At 66.0% G+C, this 21,058-nt stretch carries 18 protein-coding genes and 2 pseudogenes; 12 read left to right on the plus strand and 8 right to left on the minus strand.

Features of this window, described 5'->3' with window-relative positions:
• Positions 1–3 precede the first annotated feature (3 nt).
• A pseudogene (locus tag QUE33_RS07120) lies at positions 4–351 on the plus strand (glycosyltransferase family 2 protein); the annotation flags it as partial.
• 579 nt (positions 352–930) lie between these two features.
• On the opposite strand, the pseudogene QUE33_RS07125 reads toward QUE33_RS07120, so the two are convergent.
• Positions 931–2,816 (minus strand): annotated as a pseudogene (locus QUE33_RS07125) (ABC transporter ATP-binding protein).
• Positions 2,817–3,036: 220 nt separating this feature from the next.
• Between QUE33_RS07125 and QUE33_RS07130 the strand changes: the two are divergent.
• From QUE33_RS07130 to QUE33_RS07140, 3 genes are all read left to right on the plus strand, one after another.
• A complete protein-coding gene (locus tag QUE33_RS07130) occupies positions 3,037–4,509 on the plus strand; it encodes an MDR family MFS transporter (protein ID WP_286302763.1) in 1,473 nt (490 codons plus the stop codon).
• A gap of 300 nt (positions 4,510–4,809) precedes the next feature.
• Positions 4,810–5,283 (plus strand): DUF6328 family protein, encoded by a 474-nt coding sequence (locus tag QUE33_RS07135; protein ID WP_286302764.1) that lies wholly within the window; start codon positions 4,810–4,812, stop codon positions 5,281–5,283.
• Positions 5,284–5,413: 130 nt separating this feature from the next.
• Entirely contained in the window at positions 5,414–5,704 is a 291-nt protein-coding gene (locus QUE33_RS07140) for a Fe-S cluster assembly protein HesB (RefSeq protein WP_286302766.1), read from the plus strand.
• A gap of 89 nt (positions 5,705–5,793) precedes the next feature.
• Here the strand turns inward: QUE33_RS07140 and QUE33_RS07145 are convergent, their stop codons facing one another.
• Both QUE33_RS07145 and QUE33_RS07150 read right to left on the minus strand, forming a co-directional pair.
• Positions 5,794–6,885, minus strand: coding sequence for a tellurite resistance/C4-dicarboxylate transporter family protein (locus QUE33_RS07145; RefSeq protein WP_286302769.1), 1,092 nt, complete (start codon positions 6,883–6,885; stop codon positions 5,794–5,796).
• A gap of 120 nt (positions 6,886–7,005) precedes the next feature.
• Complete coding sequence (locus tag QUE33_RS07150; RefSeq protein WP_286302771.1) at positions 7,006–8,811, minus strand: FAD-dependent oxidoreductase; 1,806 nt, start codon at positions 8,809–8,811, stop codon at positions 7,006–7,008.
• Between the two features lie 48 nt (positions 8,812–8,859).
• Here QUE33_RS07150 and QUE33_RS07155 point away from each other — a divergent pair, with 48 nt between their 5' ends.
• The 3 genes from QUE33_RS07155 (at position 8,860) to QUE33_RS07165 (ending at position 10,038) form a co-directional block, all read left to right on the plus strand.
• Positions 8,860–9,432 (plus strand): helix-turn-helix domain-containing protein, encoded by a 573-nt coding sequence (locus tag QUE33_RS07155; protein ID WP_286302773.1) that lies wholly within the window; start codon positions 8,860–8,862, stop codon positions 9,430–9,432.
• A 118-nt stretch (positions 9,433–9,550) separates the two neighbouring features.
• Complete coding sequence (locus QUE33_RS07160) at positions 9,551–9,805, plus strand: hypothetical protein (protein ID WP_286302774.1); 255 nt, start codon at positions 9,551–9,553, stop codon at positions 9,803–9,805.
• Positions 9,802–10,038, plus strand: a complete 237-nt coding sequence (locus QUE33_RS07165; protein ID WP_286302776.1) for a DUF2249 domain-containing protein — start codon at positions 9,802–9,804, stop codon at positions 10,036–10,038. Before QUE33_RS07160 ends, QUE33_RS07165 begins: the two co-directional genes overlap by 4 nt.
• A 56-nt stretch (positions 10,039–10,094) precedes the next feature.
• Here the strand turns inward: QUE33_RS07165 and QUE33_RS07170 are convergent, their stop codons facing one another.
• From QUE33_RS07170 to QUE33_RS07180, 3 genes are all read right to left on the minus strand, one after another.
• A complete protein-coding gene (locus tag QUE33_RS07170; protein ID WP_286302778.1) occupies positions 10,095–10,586 on the minus strand; it encodes a peptide-methionine (S)-S-oxide reductase in 492 nt (163 codons plus the stop codon).
• A 77-nt stretch (positions 10,587–10,663) separates the two neighbouring features.
• Positions 10,664–11,293: an alpha/beta fold hydrolase gene (locus QUE33_RS07175; RefSeq protein WP_286302780.1), complete on the minus strand. Its 630-nt coding sequence runs from the start codon at positions 11,291–11,293 to the stop codon at positions 10,664–10,666.
• 87 nt (positions 11,294–11,380) lie between these two features.
• Entirely contained in the window at positions 11,381–11,938 is a 558-nt protein-coding gene (locus QUE33_RS07180) for a Dps family protein (protein ID WP_286302781.1), read from the minus strand.
• Between the two features lie 160 nt (positions 11,939–12,098).
• Between QUE33_RS07180 and arfB the strand changes: the two genes are divergently transcribed.
• The 5 genes from arfB (at position 12,099) to QUE33_RS07205 (ending at position 16,557) form a co-directional block, all read left to right on the plus strand.
• Positions 12,099–12,542 (plus strand): alternative ribosome rescue aminoacyl-tRNA hydrolase ArfB, encoded by a 444-nt coding sequence (gene arfB / locus QUE33_RS07185; RefSeq protein WP_286302782.1) that lies wholly within the window; start codon positions 12,099–12,101, stop codon positions 12,540–12,542.
• Between the two features lie 116 nt (positions 12,543–12,658).
• The gene (locus QUE33_RS07190) at positions 12,659–13,093 is read left to right on the plus strand and encodes a hypothetical protein (RefSeq protein ID WP_286302784.1); all 435 of its coding nucleotides are present in this window, start codon (positions 12,659–12,661) and stop codon (positions 13,091–13,093) included.
• 683 nt (positions 13,094–13,776) lie between these two features.
• Positions 13,777–14,298: a histidine phosphatase family protein gene (locus QUE33_RS07195; RefSeq protein ID WP_286302786.1), complete on the plus strand. Its 522-nt coding sequence runs from the start codon at positions 13,777–13,779 to the stop codon at positions 14,296–14,298.
• A gap of 1,174 nt (positions 14,299–15,472) precedes the next feature.
• Positions 15,473–16,099, plus strand: a complete 627-nt coding sequence (locus tag QUE33_RS07200) for an ImmA/IrrE family metallo-endopeptidase (protein ID WP_286302788.1) — start codon at positions 15,473–15,475, stop codon at positions 16,097–16,099.
• Positions 16,096–16,557, plus strand: coding sequence for a DUF4411 family protein (locus tag QUE33_RS07205; RefSeq protein ID WP_286302789.1), 462 nt, complete (start codon positions 16,096–16,098; stop codon positions 16,555–16,557). Before QUE33_RS07200 ends, QUE33_RS07205 begins: the two co-directional genes overlap by 4 nt.
• A gap of 114 nt (positions 16,558–16,671) precedes the next feature.
• On the opposite strand, the gene QUE33_RS07210 is transcribed toward QUE33_RS07205, so the two are convergent.
• On the minus strand, positions 16,672–17,982 hold the full coding sequence (locus QUE33_RS07210; protein ID WP_286300180.1) for an ISL3 family transposase: 1,311 nt from the start codon (positions 17,980–17,982) through the stop codon (positions 16,672–16,674).
• 129 nt (positions 17,983–18,111) lie between these two features.
• The gene (locus QUE33_RS07215; RefSeq protein ID WP_286302790.1) at positions 18,112–20,796 is read right to left on the minus strand and encodes a type I restriction endonuclease subunit R; all 2,685 of its coding nucleotides are present in this window, start codon (positions 20,794–20,796) and stop codon (positions 18,112–18,114) included.
• Positions 20,797–21,058: the final 262 nt, after the last annotated feature.

Raw genomic sequence — 21,058 nt, forward strand, 5'->3', positions numbered from 1 at the left:
ACCATGATCGTGCCCGGCCGCGACGTCGCAGGATTCGCGCCCGCCGCGATCGCCTCCCTGCAGGAGCAGAGCGAGCGACGCTGGCACGCGATACTCATCGACGACGGCTCCCGTGACGAGACGGGAGAGGTGTTCGCGGATGCCGCGGCATCCGACGACCGCTTCACCGTGCTGCGCAATGAGGAGTCGCGAGGCCTCGGGGCCGGCCGCAACCTCGGCCTCGACCGCGTCGACACGCCGTTCGTGGGGTTCCTGGATGCCGACGATGAGCTCACTCCGCACGCGCTGCACGCCTGGCTGCGCACACTCGACGAGTCCGGCAGCGATTTCGTCGCCGCCGCCTACGTGCGCTCCCGTCTGGTCGACGGCGCGTACCGACCAGGGCGGGTGCAGCCGTGGGTCTCGAAGAGCACCGACCCGCGTCGTCTCGGGGTCACACTGCGCGAGCATCCAGATGCTGCGGCGAACATCGTCGCGTGGTCCAAGCTCAGCCGCATCTCGGTGTGGGACCGGCTGCGTTTTCCCGAGGACGTCGTCTACGAAGATCAGATCGTCGCACAGCGGATGTATACCGAGGCTCAAGCCTTCGACGTGATCCCCGACGTCGCCGTGCGGTGGCGGCTGCGGGCGGACGGCACCTCCATCACACAGGGGAAGGCGCGTCTCGCGGTGCTGCGCGACTATCTCACGGCACTGCGCGGCGGCATCGACGTGCTGGCTGCGGCCGGGGTTCCGGATGCCGTGCGCACCCGCATCGAGCTGATCCTGGCGATGGATCTTCCCCGCTGCTGCGCATTGCCGCGCAGCATCCGGATCCCGCCTACCCGGCCGCGCTCGACACGTTCCAGGAGTGGTTGCGCGCCCTTCCCGAATACGCCTCCGTTCGCCCGGATCCTGCTCTCGCCGACGCTCTGGCCTGGTGATGAGGCGTTAGTCCGAGCCCTCTTCGAGAACCCGGGTCGCCGCCATCTGCTGCGCGGCCAGCGACGCATAGAGGCCGTTCGCGGCGAGCAGCTCGGCGTGGGTGCCGGATTCCACGATGCGCCCGGCCTCGACGACGTGGATCACGTCGGCACCGATCACCGTCGAGAGCCGGTGCGCGATCGACAGGGTGGTGCGGCCGTGTGCGGCAGCGTCCAGCGCCTGCTGGACGACGCGCTCCGACACGGTGTCGAGCGCCGAGGTCGCCTCGTCCAGCAGCAGCACGGGCGGATCCTTCAGCATCACCCGTGCGATGGCGATGCGCTGCTTCTCACCGCCGGACAGCCGGTAGCCGCGCTCGCCCACCACGGTGTCGTAGCCCTTCTCGAATCCGGCGATGATGTGGTGGATGTTCGCGGCGCGGCAAGCACGTTCCAGCTCCTCATCCGTGGCGTCCGGTTTCGCGTACCGCAGGTTCTCGCGGATCGTCGCGTGGAAGAGATACGTCTCCTGCGAGACGATGCCGATCTCATCGATCACCGTTTCGTGACGCAGCGACTTCACGTCGGCGCCGTCGAAGCGCACCACGCCGCCTGCTGCCTCGTAGAACCGCGGCGCCAGGTAGAGAATGGTCGTCTTGCCCGCGCCGGAAGGCCCGACGAAGGCGACGTGGCTGCCGGGCTCGGCCGTGAACGATATCCCGTCGAGGGTGGGGCGCGCGTCGGGGCCGGCATCCGGATACCGGAACACGACATTCTCGAACTCGATACGCCCGCGAGGCCCGGGTGCGTCCGACGCGTCGATCGCATCCGGTGCGTCGGTGATCTGCGGCACCATGTCGAGGTACTCGAAGATGCGCGCGAACAGTGCACCCGAGGTCTGCAGATCCAGGGCGACGCGCATCAGGCCCATCAAGGGCATGAGCAGCCGCGCCTGCACCGTGGTGAAGGCGACGATCGTCCCCGCGGTGATGTCCGGCGCTCCGCCGGTGAGGAAGAACCCGGAGACCAGGTAGATGACGGCGGGCACGCTGGACATCAGCACCTGCACGACGGCGAAGAACCCCTGGCCGCTCATCGCCCGTCTGACCTGCAGGCGCACCTGATTGACGTTCTCGCGCTGATACCTCACCGATTCGGTGCGCTGCCGGTTGAAGGACTTCGACAGCAGGATTCCCGAGACGCTCAGCGTCTCCTGCGTGATGCTGGTCAGCTCGGACAGCGACTCCTGTGTCTCGGCGGCGATGCGCGCCCGCACCTGACCGACCCGACGCTGGATGAGCACAAGGACGGGCATCATCACCACGGCGATCAGAGTCAGTCGCACGTCGATGAGGATCATCGCCACCAACGACGCGATGACGGTGACGGTGTTGCCGAGGATGCTGGTGACGGTGTTCGTCAGCACCCCCGACACGCCCCCGACATCGTTCTGCAGACGGGACTGGATGACTCCGGTCTTGGTGCGGGTGAAGAACCCGAGCTCCATCCCCTGCAGATGCTCGAAAAGCCGCACGCGCAGGTCTCCGGTGACCTCGTTGCCCACAGTGGAGGTGAGCCACGTCTGCGCCACACCCAGCACGGCCGAGAGCAGGAACAGCCCCACCATCACGCTGACGAGCAGGATGAGCAGCGGGATCTCGGGGCCGGCGCCACCCGCCGGGAACAGCGCGTCGTCGAAGATGCTCTGCACCAGCAGCGGGGGATGATCGCGACGCCGGCTCCCACCACGACCAGCAGCGCGGTGAGAATCAGACGTCCGCGGTATGGGGTGAACAGCGCCACCACACGGCGGCCGAGCCCGGGGACCTTCGGCGCCTCCGCATTGCGACGACGCTGGGCCTCCTCGTCGACCCCGCGAAAGCCGCCGCCGCGTCCGCCGCCCCCACCGCCCATGCTCATCCTCACAGGCTAGTCCGCGACGCCGACATCGTCGCCTCGCACGACCGCTCCGAGAAAAGTCGTCCTGGCGGGAATGGCCCCGGTCCGGAGCGGGTTATGATGAACGGCTGACCTCTGCATCCGCTTTGGGCGGCTGCGTTCCAGCCGTGTTCTCGCATCCGCTTCCGGCGACCGCGAATCGTCACCCACACCGCGCCCCTCCCACAGGAGACACATGTCTGCCGTTCACACCGGATCCACGATCATTCCTGAGACGTCCGGCACCATCCCGCGCAGGGACATGGCCGTCATCTGGGTGCTGCTGACGGCGGCGTTCGTCGCCATCCTCAACGAGACGACGATGGGGATGGCGATCCCGCACCTGATCTCCGACCTGCACATCACGCCGATCGCGGCGCAGTGGGTCACCAGCGCGTTCATGCTCACGATGGCGGTCGTCATCCCGACCACCGGTTTCCTGCTGCGCCGCTTCACCACGCGGCAGATGTTCCTCAGCGCCCTGACGCTGTTCTCCGGCGGCACGCTGATCGCGGCGTTGGCGACCGGGTTCCCCATGCTTCTGGTCGCCCGGGTCGTGCAGGCCTCTGGCACGGCGATCATGATGCCGCTGCTGATGACGACCGTGATGACCCTGGTGCCGCCCGCCTCCCGCGGGCGGATGATGGGGCGGGTCAGCGTGGTGATCTCACTGGCCCCGGCGATCGGGCCGACAATGTCGGGCTTCCTGCTCGATCACTTCGGCTGGCGCGCGATCTTCGTCGTCGTGCTGCCGATCGCTCTGGTGGCGATGTTCATCGGATGGCGCTGGCTGACCAACGTCGGCGAGACCATGCGCGCGCCGATCGACGCGCTCTCGATCGTGCTCTCGGCCTTCGGCTTCGGCGGGCTGGTCTATGGGCTGAGCCAGATCGGCGGACTCGGCAACGGCACCAGCTCGACGCCGCTGATCGTCGCCCTGGTCGTGGGCGTCGTCGGGCTCGGCCTGTTCCTGTGGCGCCAGGTCATCCTGCAGCGCAAGGACGACGCGCTGATGGATCTGCGCATCTTCCTCTCCAAGGACTTCTCGCTGGCGATGACGCAGATGTTCCTGCTGTCACTGGCGTTCTTCGGCAGCATCACCGTCATCCCGCTGTTCCTGCAGGATGGCCTCGGTCTGAAGGCGGTGGATGCCGGGCTCGTGGTCCTGCCCGGCGCGCTGGCCATGGGACTGCTGGGCCCGGTGATCGGGCGCATCTACGACAGCCACGGCACTCGAGTGCTGCTGATTCCCGGCTCGATCCTCGCGGCATCCATGCTGTGGGTGTTCACGACGCTCACCGTCGACAGCTCCGTCTGGCTGGTGCTCGCCGCGCAGACCCTGCTCTCGGTCGGACTCGCGCTGTCGTTCACGCCGCTGTTCACGGCCGCCCTGGCCTCGCTGAACCCGAAGTTCTACTCCTACGGCAGCGCGGTCATCGGCACGGTGCAGCAGGTGGCGGGCGCGGCCGGCATCGCGGTGATGATGGCGGTGTTCACGGTGATCACGACGGCGGGTGGCGGCACTGAGGTGCCCACCGCGGTCGCCGCCGGCACTCGGACGTCGATCACGATCGGCGCGGTCATCGCGACGGTCACGATCATCGGCGCGTTCCTGATCCGCAAGCCGGAGGATGCCGGAACCGAAGCACCCGCCCACGCGGGTCACTGACCCAGCGGCGCTCAGTCGGAGGAAGCGCTGCGCTCAGTCGGAGGAAGCGCTGCGCGCAGCACCCGCCGAGGGCAGCGTGCAGTATCCGTCGACGCACACGCCCGCTGCGGCTTCGCCCTGCAGCAGCGCAGCGATGCGGGCGCGCTGAGCCCCTCACCGGGCGCCGGTGTCTCGGGAACCTTCTGATCGGCCATCCCTCGATGGTACGCCGCTCTGGAGCGGCCGGCGCCGTTGTCGCCGCGGGTTCCGCGCGACTCTCCGTTCTTCCCATCCGGCGCGCCCGCGGGTACCGTTCCGGAGATGGAAGCAGCGCAACGGCGACCGGGCGAGACGCCCTCAGAGCGCGCCGACCGCAACTGGAACGAGCTGATGCAGGAGCTGCGGGTCATGCAGACCGGCACGCAGATCCTCACCGGCTTTCTGCTGGCCGTCGCCTTCCAGCCGCGGTTCGAGCATCTGGACGATGTGCAGCGGACGCTGTACATCGTGCTGGTGCTGCTCGCGGCCACAGCGACGGTGCTCGCGCTCACACCTGTGGGACTGCACCGGATGCTGTTCCACCAGCACCGCAAGGTGGATCTTGTGCGGATGGCGAATCGTCTGGTGAAGGCGAACCTCGTGGTCATCGGTGCGGTGACGGTCGGAGTGGTCGCGTTGATCCTCGATGTCACCGTCGACCGGCCGGTGGCGATCGTCGCGGTGTGCCTCGGCGTCGTCGTCATCCTGCTGCTGTGGGTGGCTCTTCCGCGGCACCTGCGGCGCGACGCGGACTGACCGACCCGCCTCCGAGATGTGAAATCCCTCAGAGTCGCCGTGCTCAACTTGCATGCGCGCAGCAGGTGCGGAATCGTGGCCCGGACACCGCGCTGGACGGTGCGGTGTCCGTGGCCGAAAGGAGAGCTGCATGCTCACCCTGACCGAGAACGCCAACACGATCGCGGCGACCATCGTCGCACAGCAGAGCACGACGCCGGATGCGGGGCTGCGCATCCACTCGTCAGGAACGGAAGCGGAGCCGCGCTTCGCGGTGACCATCGCTCCCACTCCTGAGCCCGGAGATGAGGTCATCGGCGATGACGAGATCCGTGTCTTCCTGGAGCACGCCGCCGCCGAGTTGCTGAACGACAAGGTGCTCGACGCCAGCGTCGACGAGCAGGGGGCGGTGTCGTTCACGCTGCTCCCCCAGCCGGTCTGACCGGCGGTGATCTGAAGGGCCGCCGTCTCTCCCTCGGACGGCGGCCCTTCGCATGCCAAGAACGGGCGGCCCTCAGGAGCAGTTGGCCGCTACGCCGCTGCGCTCGGCGCGGGCGCGCGCACCGACGACCACAGCACGTTCAGCAGGCGCACCAGCATCCAGCAGAACACCGCCGCCCACACGACGAAGGCGACGGTCAGCGCCACCTGGCCCACCGCGCCGGCTGCGGGCAGCGCATCCGCCTCGCCCAGTGAGAGCGATGCGACGGCGAACATGCCCATCGGGAACACCATCGACCACAGCGTCGGAACGTAGCGCAGCGGCACGCGGTGCAGGGCGTGCCGCCAGACGCCGGCGCCGACCAGCAACGGGATCAGCCACAGGCAGAACACCCAGAAGACCACCACGGTGGCGGCGATCAGCGGCCGCACGGCGTCGACGAGCGGCGTGCGCTCCATCTGCACGATGCCCGCTCCCGCCACTACGGCGATCGCCAGCGCCCCCATCGCCACCCAGTAGGCGGGGTCGAACTGCTGCGGGGTGACTCCGAAGTGCACCACGCGCAGCAGCACGAGCATCGCCATCGCCGCGTACAGGATCACCCCGACCGACCAGGCGAGCACGGCCAGCAGTCCCACCCACGGGGCGAATTCGGCATCCACCTGTGGACGCAGCTGCGTCATTCCGATCGCCAGCGATTGGCTGGCCACCGCCCAGATGAACCAGGTGCCGTTGGCCTGGCCGAGGATCGTCTTGCCATCGCGGGTCATCAGCACCTGCCATGGCAGCACGTACCCGAACACGAACCAGATCAGCGCGGCGAACAGGAACAGCGGGCCCGCCACGGCATGCATCCCGTCTTGGGCGAGACGCACCCCCAGCACGTCGGTGGCCGCGACCACCGTGAAATAGGCGAACGCGACCTCCGGGTCGCGCAGATCTGCGACGACGCGAGGCCAATGCGCGATCGCCCGCCAGAGGTACAGCACCCACAGGCCAAGGTACAGCGCGGCGGTGATCCACATCAGCACTGCCGACAGCGCGTGGATGTCCGCAGCGTGCAGTCCGATGGAGACGATGCCGGTGCCCATCACGGCGGCGAAGTAGCCCGGCGCCAGGTGCGCGATCGAGTCGCGAACAGGTGACGACGATGCGATGCCGGCCTCCGCCGCTGTGCTCATCGTCCGCTCGCATTCAGGTCGTCGCACGACGGCGATCGCCGTCCACTCCAGTATTCCGCATGCGTGTGCCACGCCACGTGCTTCGCGTACCCGGCTGCTCCGTGTCGAGTCGGAGCCGCGTCACGGGAGGTCGTCGTGGCGCGAGCGCACCATGCGATCGAGATCTGCCATGACGAGGTCGCCGTGCACCGCGGAGCCGGTGGTGACCCCAGATGCGCTGGAGACGCTCACCATCGCCGTCAGCTGGCCGCCACTGCCCGCCACCCAGACTCCCGGCACCGCCGTCTCGCCGCGCGGATCGGCGGGGATCTGCGTGCCGAACGGCGTCTGCTCGGCGGTTCCTCCGATCGATTCGAAGAGCCCGGTCCGAGCGTGGGTGTGAGGCGCCACGACGGCCGCGTCCATGTCGAAGCTCTCACCGCTTTCGAGCCGAACGGCGCGCATCTCCGCGCCCTCCACGACGAGTTTCTCGATGCGCCCGCGCACCACTGGTATGCCCGCTGCGGCAAGCATCGCCGACTGCTGCTCCGTAGGCTCTGGTGCCTCGTGCAGGAACAAGGTAACGCGGTTGCTGAGCTGACGGAACAGGATCGCCTGATGGATGCCGATCTCGTCACGGCAGACGACCCCGATGCGCTGGTCGCGAACCTCCCAGCCGTGGCAGAACGGGCAGTGCAGCACGGTCTTCCCCCATCCCTCGCGCACCCCGGGGATGTCGGGTAGCTCATCGACCAGGCCCGTGGCGAGGATGATACGGCGGGCGCGGATGCGGGGTCTGTCGTCGCCCAACCGCAGGGTGAAATCATCGACCGTGCCGGACAGCCCGGTCGCGCGACCGGCGACGACCCGGACGCCGTAGGACTCGGCCTCTGCGCGTCCCTTCGCGATCAGCTCGCGCGGAGAGATTCCCTCGTGACCCAGGAGGTTATGCACGCCGTCAGCGGATGCGTTGCGGGGTTGCCCCTCATCGATCATCACAACATCGCGCCGCGAACGGGCGAGGATGATCGCTGCTGCGAGCCCGGCATAGCTGCCGCCCACGACAGCGACCTCCGCGTCGATGTCCGCCGGCTGATCGACGGTGCCCTCGGCCTGCGGCCGGGCCGCGACCCAGACGGTGCGAGCTGACCGGTACGAGACCGGGGACGCACCGTCCCGGATCGAGACGAGGACCTCACCGAGGCTGGCCCGGTCTTCACCGGAGACATCGTCGGCGAGGTGATCACGGTGCGAGCGAACCTGATGCTCCAGATATCGAGCCCCGTCACTCGTGGAGGCATCCACGACGAGCTCTTGCTCACGCTGCTCCGATGGGACGAAGCCTGCGTCGGCGAGGAGCTCCGCCCAATCGGCGCCTGCGTACCCGGGCCCCGGCCGATCGTCCAGGATGCGCTCTCGCAGCCCGGCGCGTCCGCTTCCGAGATCGTCCGGGTCGAGGCTCGGGGCAGCCGCCAGTTCCGCCAGCACGAGCACCCCACCCGGGCGCAGCGCGGAGTATGCGCGACGCAGCGCCTTCGCGGGATTGTCGAGGTGATGCACAGACAGCGCGGCCCACACGAGGTCGGCACCGTCCGGGATCTCCACGGTCCAGTCGTCGTTCAGATCGACGCGGTGCGCATCCACCCGGTCCGCGACCTGGGCTGTCGTGGCGGCTGCTCGCACGCAGGCGAGCAGCTCGTCGGAGACGTCGAGGGCGTGCACGCGGGCCGTGGGGAAACGCTGGGCGAGCGCCACGGCATCCGCTCCGACGCCGGACCCGAGGTCGACGACGTGTGCGGGAGGCGTATCCAGTGCGGCCTGCGCGCGCTCGAGGCTCGAGTTCCTCAGTGAGGTGCTCAGTCGTGCTTCGAGCTCGAGGTGCTCGGCAAAGCCTGCGGGAAGGTCCTGCCACGGCGCCGGTGCGGCGTACTGTTCGGTGTGGGTCACGCGGACAACGCTAGGCGTCATTCTCTCTTTGCGCATAGCATCTTGCATATGTCGCAAGATGAGACGGAATCGATCGTCCGGCAGCGCATCCGCGGACTTCGCATCGCGCGAGGCTGGACGCTGGACACCCTCGCCGCACGCTGCCATCTCTCGCCCTCGACCCTGAGTCGAATCGAGACAGGTCGCCAGCGAATGGTGCTGGAGCAGCTGGTCGCGATCGCGAAGGCGCTGGGAACATCGCTCGACCAGCTCGTCGAACCGGAGGGCGACGAGGACGTCGTCATCCGACCCGAACCCGAGTCCATCGGCGGTGCCACATTCTGGCTGCTGTCCCGCGAACGGGATCGTCGCGGGGTGACCATCGGCAAGATGCGCCTCACAGAGAATCATGACTCACCGGCGCCGCAGGTGCATCCGGGCTACGAGTGGTTCACGGTCCTCAGCGGTGCCATCCGCCTCACGCTGGGCACCAGGACAGTTCTGGTGCTACCGGGACAGGCAGTCGAATTCTCCACCATGACCCCGCATCTCCTCGAGGCATACCGTGGCCCCGCGGAGGTGCTCACCATCTTCGACCACGACGGCGAGCAAGCGCACCTTCCCGGCCATCGTCATCAATGAGGGGTTCACCGCAATGCTGCGCCCACACCTCACGGAAGTGCCGCGCGGCAGCGGATCCTCCCTACGAGGAGCATAATAAACACGGGAATACCCGTGGTTAATCGTGAGGGGTGAAGACGTGGAACTCGAAGCAGGCGACGACGCGGCACTGGCCACGACGGTCGGCTTCCTGATCAAGGCGCTGCGGACGCTCGGCCACAGGGGCGACCCTGATGCGGCCAACCGACTGGCCGCGCAGACGTGGCTCGCTCTTCGCGATGTGCATCCCCGCCAGGCCGAGCGCCTCAACGGCGCCATGCACTACCTGGTCCGGCTGCCACAGGGACCGGAATCCGAATACCGCAGTTCACCCACCAATCAGGAGGACAGATGAGCAATGATCCGAAGCTCGACGTACGCAACGATGTGCCGCAGCGCCGTCACGAGTTGATTCTGCAGAACTACCACGAGCTGGAAGCCGGCAAGGGATTCGAGCTGATCAATGATCACGACCCGAAACCGCTGTGGTACCAGTTCGACGCCGAGTTCAAGGGCCAGTTCACCTGGGACTACCTCGAGGAGGGACCCGAGGTGTGGCGCGTGCGGATCGGCAAGCCCGCCGCCTGATCCTCTTGCCCTGACCGGGCCGGGTCCCCTCAGCCGGGGCCGACCCGGCGGCTGAGTCATCTCGCGTACTTGGTCAGCAGCTCCGCGGAGAGGTGACAGGAGTCCTCGGGGAATCGCGCGAGCCGGTCCTGGTGCTCCTCGGCACTTCGCACGTAGTTGCCCAGCGGCAGCACCTCCACGGCGACACGGTCCGCATCGCTTCTGCTGGCGATGAAGGCCCGCGCCCGCTCGAGGTGGGTGCGCTGTGTGGAATACACGCCGGTGCGGTACTTCTCCCCGACATCCGGGCCCTGTTCGTTGACGCTGTATGGATCGATGATCTCGAAGAGGTACGCCATCAGCTGTTCGACGCTCACGACCGCCGGGTCGAACCGTGTTCGCACGCATTCCGCGTAACCGTCGTATTCGCCGTCGATGCGTGCACTGGTGCCGTTGGCTCTGCCCGCCTCGGTGAATGTCACCCCGGGAAGTGTCGCGACGAACGCCTGCACTCCCCACAGGCACCCGCCAGCGAGATAGATCTCCTCGGACTCTCGCTCTGCATCCACCTTCCGATCGTACGGCTGATGTCGGGGAGCGCCGAGGTCCGCACCTCGATCGCGGAGCGCGTCCGTGCGGTGATGGCTCAGTCCCAGTCCAGGTACTCCTCGATCACGACCGCGGTCTCGATCGGGTGAGTCGCGGGGAAGAAGTGATCGGCGTTCGGGATGCGGGTCAGGCTGATCCGCTCCGGCGCCGTGCGCTGAAGCGCCTCGGCGTGCGCGGCGGGGGTGATCTCGTCGTCGGATGCCTGGATGATCAGGACGGGGATGCCGGGAGCCGGCGCGATGTCGGCATCCTCCACTCCGAGCAGCAGCAATCCGTTGATGCGATCGTGGTGCTCGGCGGCGAGAGTCCTCGCGATGGTTCCGCCGAAACCGTGTCCGCCGATCCAGGTGTCGGCGATGCCGAGGTGGTCGAGCACATCGACCGCATCCGCCGCTCGTTCGCTCGCGGTGAGCTCCTCGCTGCGGCACGGGCTCCGATCCTCACGACCCGGAAGCCGGCTTCTTCGGCGAGGTAGTGCGAGATGACACCGAGACCGTCGGCCGCGAGGTCGCGATGGGTGACCAGCGCGAGTGTGACGGGCCCCTCGCCCTCGTCGACGAACGGAACGGCGCGGTCGTCGGGCTCGAAGGTGTTCGTCTGGGTCACGGGCGCCTGCTCTCCTGGGTGATTCGCGGTGGCCGTCCGCACGGATCGCGCGTCGCCTCATTCACCGTATTCACGCAGCCGCCCGCAGACAAGTTCTCTGGGGATGAACCTGTCTGCGGGCGTCGCCGTGGGGATCGGCGACCCTGGGTCAGCGACCGGCGGGGGTGCGCGTCTCGGCGCTGACCATCCAGGCGAACTGCTCGAGCTTCTCGATGATCTCGTGCAGGATGTCGGCCGAGGTGGGATCCTCGTCATCGACCTGGTCGTGCACCTCGCGCATGGTGCCGACCGTCGCCTCCAGCCGCTGGGTGATCAGCCCGACGGTGTCTTCTGTGGAGACCTCGCCGGCGGGGAACGGCGGCAGAGAGGTGGTCTGCCCGAGGGTGGCGCTTCGCCCGTCTGCCGTGGCGTGCAGCGCCCGCATCCGCTCGGCGACCGTGTCGCTGAAGGCGCGCGCTGCGGCGATGATCTCGTCGAGCTGGCGGTGCATGTCGCGGAAGTTGCGGCCGACGACGTTCCAATGCGCCTGCTTGCCCTGCAGGGAGAGCTCGATCAGGTCGGCCAGCACCGCCTGGAGGTTGTCGGTGAGAGTGGCCGATGCGGTGAAGCCCTTCTCGGCGTTCTGCCTGCGAGTGGGCTTCGCAGCCGGCGCCTTCGCGCTCTTGCTCTCAGCGCTCCTGGTCGCTGACTTCTTCGCTTGTGCCATGGGCTGCCTCCTCTGCATCCTCGTCGTGAGCCGACGATCGAACATGGTGCGACGCTATCGCCGGAGCGATGCCCGGATGGAGGGGTTGACATCCGGCGTGAACTCGCTCGGTGCGAGCTCGCCCGGGCGGCCTGCAGTCGGCATGGGTCAGACTGGGGGCATGGACGATCTGCGCGTTCTGCCCGGTCCCGGGGCTCCCCACGGGCTGCTCATCCCGGCATCCGAGCTGGTCGAGCAGTTCTCCCGCGCGTCGGGCCCGGGCGGACAGGGCGTGAACACGACGGATTCACGCGTGCAGCTCAGCTTCGACATCGCCGCGACGGCCGCTCTGGATGATGTCCAGCGCGAACGAGTGCTCAGCCGACTGGACGGACGTCTGGTGGGAACGGTGCTGATCATCAGCGCCGCCGAGCATCGCTCGCAGCGCCAGAACCGCGTGGCGGCCAGAGAGCGCCTTGCGCAGCTGCTTCGCGCGTCGGTGAAGCCCAACATCGTGCGACGCTCGACCCGCCCGACGAAGGGCTCGCAGCGGCGTCGGCTGGAGGGCAAGCACCGCCGGTCGGAGACGAAGGCGGGCCGTCGGCGGCCGAAGCCTTCTGATTGAACATGCAACTCCCGCCCCATCGGTGATCGATCAGGAATCGAGAAGAACGGGCGCGAGCCGATCCGTAGCGTTTATGCAGATGCACTCGCGCATCACCATCGAGAAAGGTGCCAGACATGGCTGAGAAGACCACCGGGCTGTCGGCGGAGGAGCGTCAGGCCGTCAAGCAGCGTGCCGCAGAGGTTCGCGCGCAGGAGAAGGCAGGCAAGAACCGCGCTGCGGGCGCGAAGGCGGTCCGCGATGCGATCGCCGCCCTGCCGGACGACGATCGCGCACTCGCGGAGGGGATCGACCGGATCGTCGCCGAGGTGGCTCCGCAGCTGGTTCCGAAGACCTGGTACGGCTTCCCCTCATATGCGAACGAGAACGGGAAGATCGTGGTGTTCTTCAAGCCGGCGTCCAAGTTCACGACCCGATACGCGACTGTCGGCTTCGAAGAGGCCGCGCAGCTCGACGACGGAGACCTGTGGGTCACCTCATTCGCCCTGCTCGCGTTGACGCCGAAGACCGAGAAGGCCCTCACGGAGCACATCCGCAAGGCCGCGGGCTGAGCCCGCCCACGGTCCCTCCGGAATGCTGCGGAGGGACCGCTCGCCTCGGTTCGGATTGCGTGTCCCACGCCCAGAGGATCAGTTCGAGGACCGAGTTCGACCGAGTCTCAGCACAGGACAGCCTGATCGGTGATGCGCTACCCGTCTCCGCACGAGATGACATAGTCCCGCTTGATGCCAGCCGTGGCTCGACCCCAATCGCTCGCTCTCGCGCGCGCCTGGTGCGCCTCGAAGGCAGCCTGGCTACACCGGGAACCTCCTCGGCGGATTTATGGGCGGTGAAAGCTCTCGCGAAGTCCTCCGGTTTAGTAGCGCTGTGGCCACGGCACCCGAAGTGGAATTATATGTCAATCTGCATCTTGAAGCCCGGCGCGAAAGGCAGGAGGACTCTCGCTACTTCAAGCTCTGGGCCGTCCTCGAGACGATTGCGATCAACGAAGTCCCCGACGGTGCGAAGGTCTTTCTAGACGACGGCTCTCAATGGCCAGATGGGGGCACTACTAGCCAAGGGGCGGAACTCCACCGGATGGCGTCAGAACTCGGCATCACGACGCATGGCGCGATTGGTGTGACTGATCGCCCGGCCACGGGGTGTCTATCGTTCGGGATCTCACGCGGACTGCCCTGCTACCGTGACCTGATGTCGACAATCATCCTGATCAGACACGCGCAGGCTGCGGGGCATGAGACGGCGGACCCGCCGGGTCAGTGCCACCGGACGACGACAAGCCTCTCTGCTCGCCGCGCGGCTCGATCGCACGCGCGCTGACGCCATTCTGCACGGACCTCGTCGCCGGGCTCGCCAGACTGCCGAGATACTGGGCCATTCGCTTGACAGTCCGGTGCAGCTGACCAGCCTTCTGGACGACCGGACTCCCCATCCGTCGCCCGAGCGACTGGGTGAATATCCGCCCCATCGCAGGAACTTCCTCGACGAGACACCGGTTGAAGAGCGAGACATCGATGGTGACGGCATCGCCGTCGCGTGGCGTCAGCTCACCGAGATGAGCAGCGATCAGGTGATCATCGCCGTCACGCACGCGTTCGTCATCGGGTCGTTCGTCAGCCACGCGCTCGGCGCTCCGGCCGATGCCTGGCTGAAACTCCCGATCGCGAACGCCAGCATCACCGAGCTCCAGCCTCGCCCGGCCGGCGAGTGGGCGGTCGCGAGCGTGAGTGATACCGGCCACCTCACCGGCCTCTGAAGCCGATCAGACGTTGAATCGGAACTCCACCGCATTCCGGTGATTGCGGAATCTTTGGTGCTAAGGCTGCCCCATGGCTGCCGGGGAGCGGCTGCCGGGGAGCGGGCTTCTAAGCCTCTGACCTGGGGGTTCAGGGGTGTCGCCGCCTCGCAGGCACTCCATCGACGGCTGCCGACCGCGATAGCACCCGAGGTGACTGGCGGGCCGATGGAGAACTGGCTGGCGCAGGCTGTTGTACAGGCTGACCGTCACGCACGCCTACGCAGCTCTGCAAGCTGGAACTACAGGTTCGCCCTACCGCCAACGCTCGCCTGGTACGGGCACTCTCCGTCGTGGTTCCGCCAGTCGCACGCGTGGGGACCCTCATGGTGGTGCCAGCCGTAGTATCGACCAGCGTCTTCGGACCAGTGCTCACAGCGGATGACCTTCGGCGCGCGCTCGGCGTCATCAGTAGCCATGGGTCCATGATCCCACGCCGCATCGCCGGAACCGCCGGCGCAGGAGCGCCCCCAGGCTCCGCAACGACAGCCATCAGCAACGCTAGCGCTGATACGACGGGAGCGCCGGACTGATAGCGCTGGAGGGTCAGTGCCTAAACATATGATTGGGACAAGGTTACTCGCACCCGGCCTGCCGCCGCCGGCCGTCACTCAGGGAGGAGCAACGCCATGGCACGCGCACCCATCAACGGGGCCACACTGACTTGGGCGCGCTCCGTCATGCACCTGGATGCCCAGGACGTGGCCAGCGCCGCTGGCACGACCCTCGAACGGACACTTGCGTTTGAGTCTGGCGATGAGCAGCCGACCCTGAAGCAGCTAGAGAAGATTGCTAAGAAGTTGGACCGGACAATGGCCTTCTTCTTCGCTCCTCCGCCAACGTCCACGGACGTTCCACAGACCCCAGACTTTCGTGGGCGTGGAGCGGAACCCCTCCCACCCCTTCTGGCGCGCGAAATGCGTCGCGCGGAGCAGCACCGCGACACAGTGTTGGACCTCCAGGGAGCGCCGGAGCAGACAGCCCGAGTGGGTTCCATCAATTGGGACACGTACCGCAAGCGTGCCAGCGAGCTCCGTACCCATCTCGGTCTCCGCGAAGAGTTCGTCCCCCCGAGAATGGCCAGAACCAGGTACTGAACTTTTGGCGAGGACTGCTGGAGCACCATGGCTACCTAGTGTTCCAGACGACCAAGGTGCCTCTCATCACATTCCGAGGCCTGTCCATCCAGCACGATTCCTTGCCCGTTATCATCCTTAACGGATCCGATTCCAACAACGGCAAGGTGTTCACCCTCTTCCATGAGGTGGCACACCTTGCCAACAAAACCAGCGGGCTGTGCGATTTGGATGAGGACGTGAATGAAGAGGCCATCGCTAATGCGTTCGCAGCGAACTTCCTCATGCCCTACAAGCAGGTCACGGCGTTGGTACAGACCTTGGATGGAGAGCCCAGCGACCTAGCATCCAAGGTAGCGGCGCGCTTCAAGGTCAGCTTTCTGGCCGCCGGCATCCGCCTCCGGACATTGAATGTAATTGATGACGACGATTTGGAATTCATCTGGCGGGAGAGTGACGCAGTCTGGGCCAAGAGCCGAGCGGACCAGAAGGCAAAGACCGGCGGGCCTGCCCCCTGGCGCGTGCGTTACCGAGACCTTGGCAGCACATATATCGGCACCGTGGCGCGCGCCGTGGAGGACTCCCGAGTTGACTGGATGGATGCCAGTTACCTCCTGAACGCACGGATTCCCATGGTCAGACAGATGTTTGAGGAGTATTACCGGACCGAGGGGAGCAACCAGTGAGCTACACCCTCGATTCAAACATTCTCATCAACATGGAGCGGCTCTACCCCCGCGACATCTTCCCGTCCCTATGGACTTCAATCGAAGGCCTCGTGAGCCAGGGAGAGGCCTGCATCTGCGAAGCAGTCCTCCGCGAGTTGGAGCGAGGTGACGACGACCTCCACATCTGGGCAAAGAACCTCCACGGGTTCCTATGCGCCACGCATCAAGATGAGGTCCTGACGGTGGCCGCCATCACTCAGGCCCACCCCGGCTGGGTGAGCGGAACACAGAACGATGCCGACCCCTGGGTCATTGCCCATGGACTTCAAGAGCAGCGGGTAGTGGTTACCGAGGAAACCCTGAAGGGTCCCAATACCCCGGACCGGAAGCAGAAGATACCCAATGTTGCGTTGGAACACGGGGTACCCACCATGAAGTTTTTCGGATTCGTCAAGGCGCAAGGCTGGTCCTTCTAGCCGCTATGCAAGCCTGCGGCCGCCCGCTGCAGGTTTGCAATGGAGTAATCCGAGTGTCGAGACCAAGCTTTAACAGGCCACGTTTGCTGCCCGGTGGCACCGAGAGAAAGGGGCTCATCGCAGTTGAGGGTGTAGGTGGGGTCTGAATCCGCCGGCTTCGAGTAGTGATCTGGCGATGTAGTGGGTGAGGTTGCGGAAGCCGAGCGCGCTGCCGCGGAGGTGTTCGAGGCGGCCGTTGATGGCCTCGGTGGGTCCGTTGCTGGTGCCGGGTCGGTCGAAGAACGCGAGGATGTCGGTGGCGCGTTGTTTCAGCGTGCGGCCGAGCTTGCGGATCTCTTCGAGGCCGGTGGGGACTGCCGAGCTGGTGGCGTCGATGACGGACTGCATGAGGTATTTGCCGAGCTTGCGATCGGGCTCACGGTAGGCGGTGATCATGCGCTGGTAGATCCCCCAGGTCGCCTCGACTGCGGTGTGCTGCTCGTCAGCGAACAGGGTTTCCAGGCGTTGTGCCTGCCGGTCGGTGAGCAGACCAGCGCCGGTGTGCAGGGTGCGGCGGGACCTGTAGAGCGGGTCGTTGCGCCTGCCCCGTCGACCGAAGATGTCGTGCTGGACACGCCGTCGGCACACATCCAAAGCGTCGCCTGCGAGACGGACGACATGGAACGGGTCCATGACAGCGACCGCGTCGGGAAGCTCTTCCGCGGCGGCGGTCTTGAACCCTGTGAACCCATCCATCGCGACGATCTCGATCCCGCTCTGCCAGGCCTTCGGGCGGGCGGCGAGCCACTGCTTGAACACTGCCTTCGACCGGCCCTCGACCATGTCCAGCAGTCGTGCGGGGCCCGTCTTATCGCGGGCCGGGGTGAGGTCGATGATCACGGTGACGTACTTGTCGCCCTTGCGAGTGTGACGCCAGACATGTTCATCGACGCCGAGCACTCGGACACCGTCGAACCGGGACGGGTCATCGATCAGCAGCCGGCGGCCTTCAGCGAGAACAGCATCGTTGGCGGTGTGCCAGCCCACTCCGAGACCCGCGGCGATCCGGGAGACGGTGAGATGGTCCACAACGAGCGCTTCCAACGCCCACCGCATCCCGCCACGAGACAGCTTCGCCCGCCGAGGAGCCGCAGCCGTGGCGTCCTCTCGCCAGCGTCGCCCGCACCCCGTGCAGGCGTAGCGGCGGAGACGGACCAGGAGCGTCGTCGGCCGGTGTCCGAACGGCTCATGCGCGAGGCGACGAGCGATGCTCCCGCGCGAGAGAGCACGCGACCCGCAGCCCTGGCACCACGGGTCCGGATCCGTCACGCGACACTCGATCACCGCCCGTTCCGGGCCGATCAGCTGCCCGACGGCCACCAGGCCGAGTTCATCCAGACGGCAGAACTTCGTCAGGTCAGGGGTCGCGAAGGTAGCGTGGTGCACGTCGAGGTCTTTCAGCAGATGGGCAGTGTGAGAACTTCCATCCTGGAAGACCTCGACCCCTATCCGCGAACTGGCACACCTACACCCTCAACTGCGAAGAGCCGAGAAAGGCCTGCAGCACAGAAGTGCTCAAGCACTCTTTCTGTAAGTCGCGTTAAATACCGTGCTCGCGAGCCACTGCTTGAAGCTGGTGTTGTCCTGGAACTCCTTGAAGAGCTGAGTATCGTCGGAGATGAGGCGTAGCATGACCTGGTTGAGTGCACGGTCGCTCTCGACGCGGGCGTTAACTGGATCGTCGTTGGCCTGCGCGTTCTTGTAGGCCTCGTCCTCGGACACCATCCGCGGAATCTCTTCGGTGATGAACCGCTGCACGCGATCAGCATCGTTCCACTCGATGTTGCCGAAGTGATCGTTGAAGCTCCGCACAATCGCTGAGAGCCTCTCGAGCTCTGGGTCTGAGCGGTGCCCACCACCGGCGGCTGGCACCGGATCGAGAGTGCCATCCTCATCGTCAAGGACGATCTTCATGGCGCTGAGCTTCTCGGCCCGGTACGACTCCAGATCGATATTCTCCAGGATGCCGGCCGAGAGGTCCTCCTCCTTCGGCGCGGGCAGCTTAGGCACCAGGTGATCGAGGAAGATTGAACGCTTCTCCCACTCGCTGCTCCCGTACGGCAGCACAGTCGAGAGAAAGTTGTAGGTGCGCAAGAACGCCTTCGCACCGCCCTTGAACGCCACCTGATCGTCCTCGTCGGGCATCTCGATGTACTCCGCGACACTCACGTCGAGCAGCGGGTCGAGCTGGTCTCGGCTCTCGCCAGCCAGGTAGCGACTCACGAACTCGTCGATCTGTTCGATCGTGTAGACCGCGAAGGCGTCGAGATCGTTGACCAGGTCATGAAGCTTGTTGGCGTCGGTCTCCTCTGCCAGCACAGTCGTGCGGTAGTACGGCTCGAAAGCTCGCTGGATCTCGTCGGCATCGTTGGCGAAGTCGAGCACGAACGTATCGTGCTTGGCAGGGTGGGCACGATTGAGGCGCGACAGCGTCTGCACCGCCAGCACTCCGGAAAGTGCCTTGTCAACGTACATCGTGTGCAGCAGCGGTTCGTCGTATCCCGTCTGGAACTTATTGGCGACGACCAAGATCCGGTATGGATCGGTCTTAACCTGCTCAGCGATGGCGCTGGAGGGGAAGCCGTTCAGGCTGGCCTCGGTCACTTTCATGCCCTTGTACTCGTGCTCGCCGGAGAAGGCGACGACTGCTCGATACGGACTCTTCCGCGCGGCGAGTGCATCACGGATCGCGTGGAAGTACTCGATGCATCGCGCAATCGACGATGTCACTACCATGGCCCGGGCCTGCCCAGCGATCTTGCGCTTCGCCACCACCTGGCCGAGGAAGTGCTCGACCATGATGGCGGACTTCTGCGCAATGGCGTGCTCGTTGCCCTCGACGTACGCGCGGAGCTTCTTCGATGCGCGCTTCGCGTCGAACTCGGGGTCGTCCTCCACAGTCTTCATCAGCTTGTAGTAGCTGCCGACGGGGGTGTAGTTCGCGAGGACATCGACGATGAAGCCCTCCTGGATCGCCTGCTTCATCGTGTACGAGTGGAAGGGTCGGAATCCCGTGCCACCCTCGGCGTTCGGTACGGGCTCGCCGAACATCTCGAGCGTCTTGTTCTTCGGCGTCGCCGTGAACGCGAAGTAGCTCGCGTTCGGCAATAGCTTCTTGCCCTCGATGATGCGGTTGATCTGGTCCTCGACGGTGTCGTCTTCGATGTCGTCGACGCCGGCGAGAGCTCGGGAGACTGCCGCAGACGTCTTCGAGCCCTGCGACGAGTGTGCCTCGTCGATCACGATGGCGAACGTGCGGTCCCGATGGTCGGCTCCGATGTCATCCAGGATGTACGGGAACTTCTGCACCGTCGTGACGATGATCTTCTTGCCGGCCGAGATCGCGCGGCGCAGGTCCCCCGACCGGTCAGCGTGAACGACAGTTGAGCCCACCTGCAGGAATGACTTGATGGTCTGTGTGAGCTGGTTGTCGAGGATGATGCGGTCCGTGACGACGATGATCGAGTCGAAAGCGATGCGGCCGTCATGGGTCGTCTCGGTCAGCTGATGGGTCAACCAGGCGATCGAGTTCGACTTGCCGCTGCCTGCAGAGTGCTGGATCAGGTACCGGCGACCGGCTCCGTTCGCCTCGACATCGGCGAGCAGCTTTCGTACGACGTCGAGCTGGTGGTAGCGCGGGAAGATCGCCTTCGAGACTTTCTTGCCGGTCTTCTGGTTCTTCTCGACGACGATCTGTGCGTAGTTCTCGATGATTCCTGCGAGGCTGAGCGGAGCGAGCACCTGCCGCCAGAGGTAGTCGGTCATCACGCCGTCGGGGTTCGGCGGGTTGCCGGCCCCGTCGTTGAAGCCTCGGTCGAAGGGGAGGAACCAGGAGGAAGCACCCTTGAGCTGGGTGCAGAATCGGGCTCGCTGGTCGTCGAGGGCGAAGTGCGCGATGGTCCGGCCGAACGCGAACAGCGGCTCGCGGGGGTCCCGGTCGCGCTGATACTGCTTTACGGCGTCCTCGACCGTCTGGTTCGTGATGTTGTTCTTCAGCTCGAACGTGAAGACCGGAAGTCCATTCACGAACGCGACGAGGTCGACAGCGTCACCCGTGTTGCTCACGCTGTGATGCACCTGCCGTGAGACCACAAAGCGGTTCGCCTCGAAGAGAGCGGCAGCCTTCGGGTTCGCCGCGTCGGGCGTCGGATAGTAGAGATCAACATGCAGACCGAGGTGGTCGATGCCGTTGCGCAGCATATGCACAACGCCACGGCGCGTGATCTCCCCTGGAGCCGCGCCAGGAACTTGTGACGCGTGGGCGTGTCCGAGGTGAGTCCGAGCGGCTCAACGAGGTCGGGCTGGGTGGCCTCGATGAACTCGGTGAACTGGCCGAGATCGAGAGCGTAGGACGCGACGTAGTCGGCAGGCGCGCCCTCGGCCCATCCACCGTCAACCATCTGGTCGACGATGAGTGCTTCCAAGCTCGCTTCATTGAGACGTCGCATGCTCACTCCTCGCC

Source organism: Microbacterium suwonense (genome assembly GCF_030296555.1).
Classification (GTDB): domain Bacteria; phylum Actinomycetota; class Actinomycetes; order Actinomycetales; family Microbacteriaceae; genus Microbacterium; species Microbacterium suwonense.